This is a genomic window from Pseudoxanthomonas sp. UTMC 1351, assembly GCF_040948865.1.
In the GTDB taxonomy this organism is placed as follows: Bacteria; Pseudomonadota; Gammaproteobacteria; order Xanthomonadales; family Xanthomonadaceae; genus Pseudoxanthomonas_A.
The window spans coordinates 68328-80497 of record NZ_JAVGJT010000002.1 but is presented as its reverse complement, the minus strand read 5'-3'; the positions used below and the strand labels follow the sequence as shown (position 1 = coordinate 80497).

The 12170-nt window shown below is 61.6% G+C and carries 12 protein-coding genes; 10 read left to right on the top strand and 2 right to left on the bottom strand.

The window, feature by feature from the left end; translation table 11 throughout:
• Positions 1-204: 204 nt before the first annotated feature.
• The 8 genes from fusA to AB6O04_RS01355 all read left to right on the top strand — a co-directional run bounded on the left by fusA (position 205) and on the right by AB6O04_RS01355 (position 6917).
• The gene (fusA, locus tag AB6O04_RS01390) at positions 205-2250 is read left to right on the top strand and encodes an elongation factor G (RefSeq protein WP_368561827.1); all 2046 of its coding nucleotides are present in this window, start codon (positions 205-207) and stop codon (positions 2248-2250) included.
• A 273-nt stretch (positions 2251-2523) separates the two neighbouring features.
• A complete protein-coding gene (locus AB6O04_RS01385; RefSeq protein WP_368561825.1) occupies positions 2524-2922 on the top strand; it encodes an HU family DNA-binding protein in 399 nt (132 codons plus the stop codon).
• A gap of 291 nt (positions 2923-3213) precedes the next feature.
• Entirely contained in the window at positions 3214-3873 is a 660-nt protein-coding gene (locus AB6O04_RS01380) for a tellurite resistance TerB family protein (RefSeq protein ID WP_368561824.1), read from the top strand.
• A 94-nt stretch (positions 3874-3967) separates the two neighbouring features.
• Positions 3968-4483, top strand: coding sequence for a M23 family metallopeptidase (locus tag AB6O04_RS01375; RefSeq protein ID WP_368561822.1), 516 nt, complete (start codon positions 3968-3970; stop codon positions 4481-4483).
• 114 nt (positions 4484-4597) lie between these two features.
• Positions 4598-4906, top strand: coding sequence for a DUF3861 domain-containing protein (locus AB6O04_RS01370; protein WP_368561821.1), 309 nt, complete (start codon positions 4598-4600; stop codon positions 4904-4906).
• A gap of 46 nt (positions 4907-4952) precedes the next feature.
• A complete protein-coding gene (locus tag AB6O04_RS01365) occupies positions 4953-5624 on the top strand; it encodes a LysE family translocator (protein ID WP_368561820.1) in 672 nt (223 codons plus the stop codon).
• A 194-nt stretch (positions 5625-5818) separates the two neighbouring features.
• The gene (locus AB6O04_RS01360; protein ID WP_368561819.1) at positions 5819-6319 is read left to right on the top strand and encodes a DUF1439 domain-containing protein; all 501 of its coding nucleotides are present in this window, start codon (positions 5819-5821) and stop codon (positions 6317-6319) included.
• Between the two features lie 7 nt (positions 6320-6326).
• Positions 6327-6917: a DUF1439 domain-containing protein gene (locus AB6O04_RS01355; RefSeq protein WP_368561818.1), complete on the top strand. Its 591-nt coding sequence runs from the start codon at positions 6327-6329 to the stop codon at positions 6915-6917.
• Between the two features lie 184 nt (positions 6918-7101).
• Here AB6O04_RS01355 and AB6O04_RS01350 read toward each other — a convergent pair whose 3' ends face one another.
• Together AB6O04_RS01350 and AB6O04_RS01345 are read right to left on the bottom strand one after the other, a co-directional pair.
• Entirely contained in the window at positions 7102-9330 is a 2229-nt protein-coding gene (locus tag AB6O04_RS01350; protein WP_368561817.1) for a DUF5916 domain-containing protein, read from the bottom strand.
• 160 nt (positions 9331-9490) lie between these two features.
• Positions 9491-9958: an SET domain-containing protein gene (locus AB6O04_RS01345; RefSeq protein WP_368561816.1), complete on the bottom strand. Its 468-nt coding sequence runs from the start codon at positions 9956-9958 to the stop codon at positions 9491-9493.
• Between the two features lie 216 nt (positions 9959-10174).
• Between AB6O04_RS01345 and AB6O04_RS01340 the strand changes: the two genes are divergently transcribed.
• Positions 10175-10633: an SUF system Fe-S cluster assembly regulator gene (locus AB6O04_RS01340; protein WP_368561814.1), complete on the top strand. Its 459-nt coding sequence runs from the start codon at positions 10175-10177 to the stop codon at positions 10631-10633.
• A gap of 16 nt (positions 10634-10649) precedes the next feature.
• The gene (sufB, locus tag AB6O04_RS01335; RefSeq protein WP_368561813.1) at positions 10650-12119 is read left to right on the top strand and encodes a Fe-S cluster assembly protein SufB; all 1470 of its coding nucleotides are present in this window, start codon (positions 10650-10652) and stop codon (positions 12117-12119) included.
• Positions 12120-12170 lie beyond the last annotated feature (51 nt).

Below are 12170 nucleotides of genomic sequence, written 5' to 3'. Positions count from 1 at the left end.
GGCTACTCATTTGCCCCTGTACCGCACTGCGGCTTGACCACCCTGGCCCGCATGCGGATGCTGACCGCCCGCCATGACCGCTCGCGGAGCGCTCCGCTCACGGGTCGCCCTTTTGCCCGGACAGCCATGACGGCATATGCGGACCTGCTCCGCAAAGGCCCGGCCACTCCCGGCCGGACTCTCAATCATGGGAGGAATGGCCTCATGGCATACAGTACTCAGCAAATCCGCAATGTGGCCTTGGCAGGCCACCCTGGCGCCGGCAAAACAACGCTCCTCGAAGCCCTGCTGCATGCCGGCGGCGCCCTACAGACGGCAGGCACGGTCGAACGCGGCACCACCGTATCCGATCACGACCCGATGGAAAAAAGCCGCGGCCACTCCATCGATACCGCTATCGCCAGCACCGACCATGCCGGCATCCACGTCAACCTGATCGACACCCCCGGCTACCCGGAATTCCGCGGCCCGACGTTGTCGGCGTTGTCGGCAGTGGAGACCGCGTTGATCGTGGTCGATGCCGATACCGGCGTGGCGCACGGAACCCGCCGGCTGATGGAACGCGCGCAGCAGCGAGGACTTTGCCGCGCCATCGTCATCAACAAGATCGACCATGAAGGCGCCGATTGCGCCCAGGTGCTGCAAGACCTGCGCGAGGAGTTCGGCCCCGAAATCCTGCCGCTCAACCTGCCGGTGGATGGCGGAAAATCCGTCGTTGACTGCTATGGCCGCAACACCGGGGAATCCGACCTTGGTCCGGTTGCAGAATGGCACCAGAAAATCATCGACCAGGTCGTCGAGATCAACGAAACGGTGATGGAACATTATCTGGACCTTGGCGAAGGTGGCTTGTCTGGCGAGGAGCTACACGATGCCTTCGAGCAATGCCTGCGCGAAGGCCATCTGGTGCCGGTGTGCTTCGCTTCCGCGCGTAGCGGCGCAGGCGTCAAAGAACTGCTGGACATCGCCGAGCAGCTTTTCCCCAATCCGGCCGAAGCCAACCCGCCGCCTTTTCTCAAAGGTCGTGGCGCATCGGCCAAACCCATCGAAGCCGTGCCCGACGCCAAGGCACACGTCATCGCGGATGTCTTCAAGATCGTCAACGATCCTTTCGTCGGCAAGCTGGGCGTGTTCCGCGTGTACCAGGGCACCGTTCGGAAGGACACCCAACTGTTCGTCGACGATGGCAAGAAACCCTTCAAAGTCGGTCACTTGTTCAAGCTCAAGGGCAAGGACCACATGGAAGTGGAACAGGCCATCCCCGGCGATATCGCCGCCATCGCCAAGGTGGAAGAACTGCATTTCGATGCGGTGCTGCACGACAGCCATGACGAAGACGAAATCCATCTGGCGCCGATCGATTTCCCCAAACCCATGTTCGGCCTTGCGGTCGAGGCGGCCAGCAAGGGCCAGGAGCAGAAGCTTTCCACGGCACTGCACAAACTGGCCGAAGAAGATCCCGGCTTTGTCGTCGAACACCAGAACGAACTGAACGAAACCGTGATCCGCGGCTTATCCGATCTGCATCTGCGGATCATGCTGGACCGCCTGAAGGAACGTCATGGCGTGGAAGTGAAGACCCATCCTCCGCGCATCGCCTATCGCGAGACCATTGGTGCGCGGGCCGAAGGCCACCATCGCCATAAGAAGCAAACCGGTGGTGCGGGCCAGTTCGGCGAAGTCTTCCTGCGCGTCGAACCGCTGGCGCGCGGCAGCGGCTTCGAATTCGTCGATGAAGTCAAAGGCGGCACCATTCCCGGGCAGTTCCTGCCGGCAGTGGAAAAAGGCGTACGCCAAGTGCTGTCAGCCGGTGCCATTGCCGGTTATCCGCTACAGGACGTACGGGTGATCGTTTACGACGGCAAGCATCATCCGGTGGATAGCAAGGAAGTTGCCTTCGCCGCAGCGGGCAAGAAAGCGTTCCTGGACGCCATCGCCAAAGCCAAACCGCAGGTGCTGGAGCCGGTGGTGGATCTGGAGGTCAGTGCACCCGAATCGCAGGTAGGCGACATCACCGGCGGCTTGGCAAGCAAGCGGGCCCGCATCAACGGTACTGATTCGATCCGCGGCGAGATCGTCGTGAAAGCGCAGGTGCCGCTATCGGAACTGGAAGGCTACGCTGCCGAACTGAAGTCGGCGACCGCAGGACGTGGACGCTACAACCTCGATTTCAGCCACTACGAGCCGGTGCCGGCCAACATCCAGCAGAAGCTGACAGAGGCTTACAAGCCTCGGCAGGAAGAAGATTGAGCGTTCGTTATCGCTGGCCAGAGCAATTCGCAAGCTGCTGGCCGACGTGGCGAGCGTAGCAGATGGATCGGTCGGCGATAGGTTGGCCGATCCACCAAATACGATTTTTTCCGGCCGAACCGGCCGCTTATCCGCACCAACAACAGAAAAAAGCAAAAAAAGAAGCTTTTTTATCGCTTTTGCACTTGGCGGCGCGTTGGCTTTGCCCTACATTTCGCTTGCCGACACGTTTCGGCCCGATTACCCACCTACAGACTGCAAGACAGGACATATATGGCAAAGAGCACGAAGAAAGCAGCGCCGAAAAAGGCCGCCAAGAAAGCCGCACCGAAGGCCGCTGCAAAGCCGGCCGCACCGAAGCCGATCAAGGAAGCCCTGAGCAAGTCGGGTCTGGTTGCCCACATCTCCGAAGCCACCGCCGTGGCCGCCAAAGACGTGCGCGCCGTGCTGGCTTCGCTGGAAAGCGCCGTCCATGCTTCCGTCAGCAAGAAAGGCGCTGGCGCCTTCACCCTGCCGGGCCTGCTGAAGATCACCGCCGTCAGCGTTCCGGCCAAGCCGAAGCGCAAGGGCATCAACCCGTTCACCAAGGAAGAGCAGTGGTTCGCCGCCAAGCCGGCTTCCGTGAAGGTCAAAGTGCGTCCGCTCAAGAAGCTCAAGGACGCCGCGGCCTGATCTGCCGCTTCATCCGTAATACCCGATCGGGACGGTTCGCCGTCCCGATTTTTTTTGTTTTGGGTTTAGTGACCTGCTTCTTCACGCAGCTCCCCTGCGGGAGTGGTGTCGGCATGCCGATGCCGGTGAGTCGCGACGTTGCGCCTGAAGAACGATAGAAACCTGTTTCTGCGCCATCCGGACGCGCTGCGGCGCGTTCTTCATCACGCCGACCGAATGGCTATCGGGGCGCGGACTTGATGCGCGGCTTATCAGCCCGCACCTATAGAAATCCCGAACGGAGCGCCACGCATGAATATCCAAGGTTTTCTCGACCACCTCCTCAAATCCAGCCAAGGCGGCAGCGGTAGCGGCAAACCCGGCAGTGTTCTCAACGCCGACTTCGGCAAAGGTGCATTGACCGGCGGCGCACTCGGATTGTTGCTGGGCCGCAACAAAAGCACGCGCAAATTGGCGACCTATGGTGGCTTGGCCGCCTTGGGCGTCATGGCCTACAAAGCCTATGGCGATTACAAGCTTCAGCAGGAAGGCGCGGTCAAGACGGAGCCGCAAACCGTCGATCGCCTGCCACCCCCTCTGGCTGAGCAGCACAGCCAGGCCATTCTCAAAGCGCTGGTCGCCGCCGCCAAAGCCGATGGCCATGTTGACGCGCGCGAGCGCCAGGTCATCGAAGGTGAGTTCGCTCGCATCCATCAGGACGATGCCGTACAGGCCTGGTTGCACACCGAGTTGGAGAAGCCGCTGGATCCGGCGGAAGTCGCCAAGGCGGGCACCACGCCGGAGATCGCTTCGGAAATGTATCTGGCCAGTCTGCTGGTCGCCGACGACCAGAACTTCATGGAGCGCGCATATCTGGATGAACTGGCGCGGCAACTCAAGCTCGACGACGCACTGAAGTCCCGACTGGAGCAGCAGTTGGCAGGTCAGGCAAACCTATCCGGCCAGGCTTAATTCTCCTAGCGTGCAAGCGCCCTCGCCTCCACAAGGCACCCCGTCCACACCGCGTCGTCGCGGAGTGGGACGCTGGCTGACGTGGCTGATACTCATGGCGCTGGCGGCATGGCTGCTGCCTTGGGCGTGGAGGCAGCCTTTCATGGCGAAGCCGCGCACGCTGTGGGAGTTGTCGCGCATGCCGCCGCCAACCGCCCTTCCCGTGCCGGTCGATGGAGTGACCGCACGACGAATCGCCGATACGTTCGGCGCGCCGCGCGGAACCGACCGTACTCACGCCGGGGTGGATATTTTTGCACCGCGTGGAACACAGGTGTTCAGCAGTACCCGCGGCATCGTGGTGTCGGTGCGTGACGGCGGCCTGGGTGGTAAGCAGGTGTGGGTATTGGGCCCGGCTCGCGAACGCCACTACTACGCGCACCTTGATGATTGGGCGCCAGGCCTGCAAACCGGTGATCTGGTGCGGCCTGGAGATCCCTTGGGTGTGGTCGGCACCACCGGCAACGCCCGCGGCACGCCACCGCATCTGCACTATGGCATCTACGGCCGGAATGGCGCCTACGATCCTCTGCCGCTAATGCAGGCCTTCAACACCCCGCGACCACGCTGAACCTAAACGTCCAACCGCCAAGTGCCTGGAACAGTGCATCGCGGCGGTAACACTCGCCGTCGGTTTGCGCCGGGCCTATCTTGGGATGGCTTTCCGCTTCTCCGGCAGAATCCCATGGCAAACGACAAACATCGCTACCGCATCACCGTCACCCCGATCGAGCAGGACGGCCAAGCATGCAGTGGCCGCTGCACCATCGAGTTCGAACACAGCTGCCACGACGACTGGATGCGGATCCTGGAAGCAACCCAGCGGCAACGCGGCTTCACCGGCGACGAGCGCGCAGCCCTGGTCATCGGTACCAAGCTGCTCAGCGGCCTGATGTTGAAACATCGTGGAGACACCGACGATCTGTTCGCGCCCCTGCGTCAGCACATGGGCGAATTCATCAAGGGCCTGAAGCAAGGCAACCGCGTCGATTGATCGGTACCGCGCGTAAGCTACGGCTCTCCATTGGCGGGCGCATTTCATGAACGTTTTCTCCATGTTCGACAGCACCACCTTGCTTGCCTACACCGCCGCTGCCACAGCACTGGTACTGATCCCAGGTCCAGGCACAGCTTGGATAGCGACCCAGGCCCTGGCGGGCGGCACTCGTCGCGGCGCTCAGGCCGCCTTGGGGCTGGAGACCGCCACCTTGCTTCATGCCCTGGCTGCCGGCCTGGGCTTGTCGGCGGTGTTGGCCACATCGGCGATGGCTTTCGAACTGGTCAAGTACGCCGGTGCGGCCTATCTGATTTGGCTGGGCATCAAGGCGTGGCGCGAGCGCACGCCCACCGCTGACATCCGCACTTTCGACACCGGAGCCGTGGTACGGACGCCACCCTCTGCGCCAGCCCCTAACGTGTATTTACGCTCGGTCGTGACCGGATTGTTGAATCCCAAGGTAGCCATCTTCTTCTTGGCCTTCCTGCCGCAGTTCGTCCAGCCCGAACGTGGCTGGGTGCCATTGCAATTCCTGATGCTCGGCGCGTTGTTATCGGTGATTGGCCTGACGCACAGTCTCGCGCTTTCGCTGCTGATCGGTCGTTTCGGGCGACGTGCTCCGGCCAACCCGCGTTTCGATCGCTGGAAGCGCTGGGCAACTGGCAGCGTGTTCGTGGCGTTGGGGCTCCGGTTGGCAATGCAGCAGCGCGAATGAGCATGCTTGCTTGAGGCACGGGCGATCGAAACCCAGCCCGCATCCGTTGCCGTAGGGCACTCGCGATTGAGGCTGTGTTCACTCCCGCTGGCTAAGGTGGTTACCTTTCCGCGAGTTCGACCATGCACCCACGCCGCCATCTGAATTCAGCCTTCGCATTACTCGCCCTACTGTCGCTTGCCGGCTGCGCGGCCATGAACACGGTTTCCGGCTATCTGGGCAACCAGATCAGCTTCACGCAGCCGCAGCTGCAGCGGCATCTCAACAACAGCTTCCCGCGTGAGTTCGACAAACTGGGCGGATTGGTATCGGCCACGCTCAGCAATCCCCGGCTGACTATCCCGCCAGGCGACGAGCGGCTACGGATGGATTTCGACATCGGCGTTCGCGCGATGGGTGTCGGAGAGGTAAGCAAAGGCCATTTCGCGCTGGCCAGTAGCCTGCGCTACAACCCGGCAACGCGGGGCCTGCACTTGCTGAACCCGGAAATCATTGATGTGGAAGTACCTGGTTCCGGGTCACTGAAGGAAAGCGGCACGCGCGAGCTGGTCAATGCTGTGCTGACGGAATACGCCAATCAAGAACCGGTCTACCGTATCGATGCGGATGTGCTGGACCGCCTGCCCGCGAACAAGCGCATCGGTGCGACCTTGATCGAAGACGGCAGGATTCTGGTGAAACTCGATGATCGTTGAGGCAATGATGAAGAAATTTCGAAGTGTTTTTTTTCGCGTTAGTGCGGCGCTCCTGCTGACGTCGTGCGCGCCGTTTGCTGTCTGGGCGCAGACGGTAAAGGGCAATGAAGTCAGCGTCACCGCTGCTCAGGTACAGCAGCATCTGAGCGCCGAGTTCCCGCAGGACTACGACACACTGGGCGGGCTTTTGACACTGACCCTTAGCGACCCGCAGCTCTCGATTCCCGCGGAAGGCCAACGCCTCATGCTGGGCATCGATGCCAAGGCCGCCTCTGGAGGCGGCACAGCCACGCCTATTGGCCGGCTTTGGCTGAGCAGCGGACTACGCTTCGACCCGCAGCAACGGGCGCTGCTGTTGGATCAGCCCACCCTGGATCGCATCGATGCCGCTTCGCCCGGGCAGCAAGTCGATGGACGCACCCAGATGCTGATCAACCTGTGGCTGTCCGACTACGCCAAAAAAGAACCGCTGTACCAGTTGGATCCGGCAACGGCAGCGCTGCTGGGCGATCTGCAGGTCGTGTCGACGAACATTGAAAACGGGCGTGTGGTCGTGCGATTCAACCGCGATATCGGTGCGGTGCCTGGCTTGGAGTGATGGGCCCGACGGGCGCGCGCCCGCGGAAACTTTCGCGTCAGTCATGGCAATCGTTTATCGGACCCGCAAGGCACTGGGTCCCGGCCTGCGCCGGGATGACGGGATGACGGGATGACGGGATGACGGGAATTTTTGCCCCTGATAGCTATCCGGTGTGAAAACGTCTTCTTGCCACTCATCGCCTCTATATCTCGAACCGATAGCTCAGCTTCACCAGCAGTTGCTCGTCGTCGCGCAGACCGAAGCTGTCGTTCAGCAGTTGGCTGGCGTCGTCCGAATAGTCGTTTCTATCGAAGCCGCCACGGCCGTACACCACATATAGATAGGAAAGCGGCGCCAGTTCATAGCGATAACGGACTTGGAAGCCAAGATTGCTCAGGCTGAAATCATCGATCGTATCGTCGCTGGCCATGGCGTCTCCGGTCGACGCCACCCGGTACGCGCCCAAGGCGTCTGCATCCACGGCCAGCGCTTGCAGTTTGACGCGCAACTCCTGCTTGCTGCCGATGTTCCAGTTCAATCCGGCGCTGACATGCCATTCCCGGCCCTTGTAGCTGCCGATGAGATTGTCCCGCTGCCAGATCAGCCAGTCAGGGGTCATGTCGGCATACACGCCGCCGTACACGCTGAAAGCGTCACTGATGAAGTAGGTCGCTTCGTATTCCAATGCATAGCCGACCTTGCGGCTACCGGCCAAACCGCCGGTGATCAGATCGGCATAGACCTCGTGGGCCCAGTTGCCCTTGCGCGGCCGTGTGTACTCGAAATATGCATTCCAGCGCCATGGCATTTTCACTGAGCCATTGCCGCGGGTCAGCAGGTCGTCGACGCCGGCGCCGTTGATGTTGATCTGTGCGTACTCATAGCTGCCATTGCGCAACCGGCTCTCGCGGCTCATGCGGAACTGGTCGGCAAGCTTTTCGCCATGGTTGTTGTGGTTGCTGCTGATGCGCCAACGCCATTCCTTGGAAGAATAGCGCGAGGTTTCCGGCTGCTCCGCGAAGCGCTTCTTCACGTCCCAATGCAGGTAGTTGGTGCTGTTGCGCGACAGATAACCGGCATCGTTGATCTGCAACTCGTCGCCGAAATGCATGGCGATCCATTGTTGGCGCCAGCCGCGATCCATTTCGTAGTCGGCCCACACCGTCGCACCCAGGCCACGCGTGGTCTCCCCGCGCTGTTCGATCTCGCTGCCGAATATGCGAGTGCGGATATTCCAGCGTGCGGTCGGGCGCCAGTCGTGGTCCATGCCCAATACCGTCGCTTCGCGGTCGAGATAAGGCCGCTCGACCTGGGTCAGCATCAGGCCCAGATTCTGGGTGCTGAAGTCGCGCACCAGCCGCAGCGCGCGAAACGAGCGTCCCGCTTCGTCGGCCTCGTCAGCAGCAAATATGCCGTACTTGGTCTGCCCCAGACTACCGTTGACCTTAACCGCCGCGGTGATGTCACCGGCGCCGTTGCCGTCGTCCGCCGGGCCACCGATGCGGCGCGTGTAGAGCAGTTGGCTGTCATCGGACGGCGTGTTGTATTCGAACAAGCCCTGGTTCTCGGTAAAGAACGGACGTTTGTCGCTGATGAAGGTTTCGGTGGCGCTGAAGTTGACTACCAAATCGTCGCTTTCGACCTGGCCGAAATCGGGATTGACGGTGGCGGTCATCTGAAACTGGCCGTTCGGCTTCCACAGCACGTCCAGGCCGCCTTCGTAGTCGGCAAGGCTGCGAACGTTGTCGTACAGGCCTGAAACATAGGGCGTGACGGCGAGCAACGCCTGCTCGTAGTGCGGCATTTCCACCTCGTGGAAATCGGACAGGAAGCGCGGGCGTTCATAGCTGGCCAACGGCCATGCGGAGCGCTCGCCGGTCGAGCCGATCACCCGGTCCAGATAGATCTTCATGGAACGCTGATCGCTGTCCGCTTTATGCATTGGCGCTATGTACCAGGGGATCAACATCTCCACCGACCAGCTCTCAGCATCCTCGCTGACCGCATATCGCCAATTGCCGTCCCAGTCATCATTGAACTGGTTTTCGTTGGTGATGACCGCATCGGAGATGCCGCCGGTAGAAGACACCGTGAAGTTGTATCCGGTACGCCCATCGCCGTCGAAATCAATCATCAGGTTGACCCGGTCGACCTGTTCATCGAAATCACGCCGCACCCGTTGACGGGTGCGCGGCACGGACACGGGCTGGACGTTTCTGAAGGCGATCGCCAGGCCATCGGGCGTGGCGAGTATCCACGCTTCCGTCGGCTGCGAGGCTGGCGTTCCGGTCAGCGGCTGCACTTTCCGGAAATCGGTGACATGCCGGGCGCCCTGCCACTCGGCGGGATCGACGCGGCCATCGACCTCAACGGCCATCGCCGGCGCCGAGACCATCCCCAAAATGGAAAAGACGGATAAAACCTTACGCATCAACCCACTCCCTTGGGGCCCACGCCCGCATGACGCGCAAACTACGCCAGACCAGGGCGATCACCGACTGGCGTTAGTCATGCAAACCTTTTTCCCTACCGCTGCATCCCACCCGAAAATCCCCTGGGCCGGCGCCGGTGTCGCGTTGTTCCGAGGCCGGCTACTTCTTCGGCTGCAGCATGGTGCCGGTGCACTTCTTGCTACCGCAGCGACAGGCCCAGATCTTCTTCAGGCGGGCGGTGTGCTTTTCTTCCAGCGTAATGCCGTAGTTGTAGGTCAGTTCTTCGCCCGGCTGGATGTTGCGGACCGCTTCGATAAAAACCTTGTCCTTCTTGCGGTTCTTGCCGTCGTGCTCTTCGATCACGGCTTCGCAGTTCGGGGCGCAGCTGTGATTAATCCACCGGGCCTTGTTGCCTTTGTAGTTCGCATCGATGACGTACTCGTCGTTCAGCGTGAACAGGAACGTATGGCCGGAGTCGACATCGCCACTATCGTCCTGGTCGACTTCTTCGTGCGTCCGGCGCTTGCCCTTGTACTCGACAACCCGCTCACCCTTCTTGATCGGTGCGATGGCAAACACGCCATTACCATGGATGTCGGACTTTCTGGCTTCGATCTTGCGGGGCATGCGGCTTCCGAGGGGAGTGAGCGTAAGCCGGAGATTCTCGCCTAGTCCGCGCCCGATCCCAAGTCCTAATGCAGCCGTCTTCGGAATATCTCCGCCTAACTCATTGGCATGCTTGCATGGCGGCCAAGGCTCGCCGGCAGCCTGAATCAAGGCCCGCTTGGCCGGGCGCCTTCAAAAGAGTACAATTTCGGTACGCTTTAGGAGTCCCGCCCCGCCATGCTTCGCGTCACCAAACTGACCGATTACGCCACCGTGGTCTTGACCGTGCTCGCCGCACGGCCAGGCGAGGTGCTTAGCGCGGCCGATCTGGCCGAACAATCCGGCCTGGAAACTCCCACCGTCAGCAAATTGCTCAAGCCGCTGGCCCAGGCCGGGCTGGTCGAGGGCCTGCGTGGCGTTCACGGCGGCTACCGCCTGAGCCGCGATGCCGCCGGCATTACCCTGATCGAGATCGTCGAAGCCATGGAAGGGCCGCTGGCGATGACCGAGTGCAGCCAGCACGACAGCCACTGCGGCATCGCCCAGCAATGCAGCGCCCGCGCCAACTGGCGGCTGATCAATGACGTGGTCGCCGACGCCCTGCGCGGCGTGACCTTGGCGCAGATGCTGCGCTCCCCTTCCACCAGCGACGACACGCGACGACGCCCCATCGCCGTGCGCGTCGCCACGCGTTGAACAAGTAGGCAGCCCCATGGCCACCGAAGCAGCTCCCATTAACGACACTCCCACCAAGAACGCCGGAATCCTGGAACAACTGGGACGCCGCTACGACGCCGGCTTCATCACCGACATCGAGTCCGATTCGCTGCCGCCTGGCTTGGGCGAGGATGTAGTCCGCGCGCTTTCCGCCAAGAAGGACGAACCGGAATGGATGACCGAATGGCGCCTGGCCGCCTACCGGCACTGGCTGACCATGCCGGTCCCGCACTGGGCCAAGCTCAAGATCGCGCCCATCGACTTCCAGGCCATCAGCTACTACAGCGCACCCAAGGCCAAATACGCTTCGCTGGATGAAGTGCCGCAGGAGCTGCTGGACACTTACGACAAGCTGGGCGTACCGCTGCATGAGCGCGCCAAGCTGGCCGGCGTGGCGGTGGATGCGGTGTTCGATTCGGTGTCGGTCGGCACGACTTTCCGCAAGGAACTGGCCGAGAAAGGCGTCATCTTCTGCTCGATGAGCGAGGCCATCCGCGAGTATCCGGACTTGGTCAAGCAATACCTGGGCAGCGTGGTGCCCACCGGCGACAACTATTTCGCCGCGTTGAATTCGGCGGTGTTCTCCGATGGCAGCTTCGTGTTCATTCCCAAGGGCGTGCGCTGCCCGATGGAGTTGAGCACCTATTTCCGCATCAACGCCGGCCACACCGGCCAGTTCGAACGCACCCTGATCATCGCCGAGGACAAGAGCTACGTGTCCTACCTGGAAGGCTGCACCGCGCCGATGCGCGATGAGAACCAGCTGCATGCGGCGGTGGTGGAACTGGTGGCGCTGGAAGATGCCGAGATCAAGTACAGCACCGTGCAAAACTGGTACCCCGGCGATGAGCAAGGCCGCGGCGGCATCTACAACTTCGTCACCAAGCGCGGCGAATGCCGTGGCGCGCGCAGCAAAATCAGCTGGACGCAGGTGGAAACCGGTTCGGCCATCACCTGGAAGTATCCGTCCTGCGTGCTGCTGGGCGACGACTCGGTGGGCGAGTTCTATTCGGTGGCGCTGACTCACCACCGCCAGCAGGCCGACACCGGCACCAAGATGATCCACATCGGCAAGAACACCAAGTCGAAGATCGTCAGCAAAGGCATCAGCGCCGGCCATGGCCAGAACACCTACCGCGGCCTGGTCAAGGTCGACCGCAATGCCAGCAGCGCACGCAACTACACCCAGTGCGATTCCCTGCTGATCGGCAAGAAATGCGGCGCGCACACGTTCCCCTATATCGAGGTCAAGAACCCGACCGCGACGCTGGAACATGAGGCCACCACCTCCAAGATCTCCGACGACCAGATGTTCTACTGCCGTGCCCGCGGCATCAGCCAGGAGGACGCGGTCAGCATGATCGTCGACGGCTTCTGCAAACAGGTGTTCCGCGAACTGCCGATGGAGTTCGCAGTGGAAGCCAAGAAGCTGCTGGAAGTGAGCCTGGAAGGATCGGTTGGCTGACGTAGTTTCCTTCTCCTGCGGGAGAAGGTGCCCGAAGGGCGGATGAGGGTA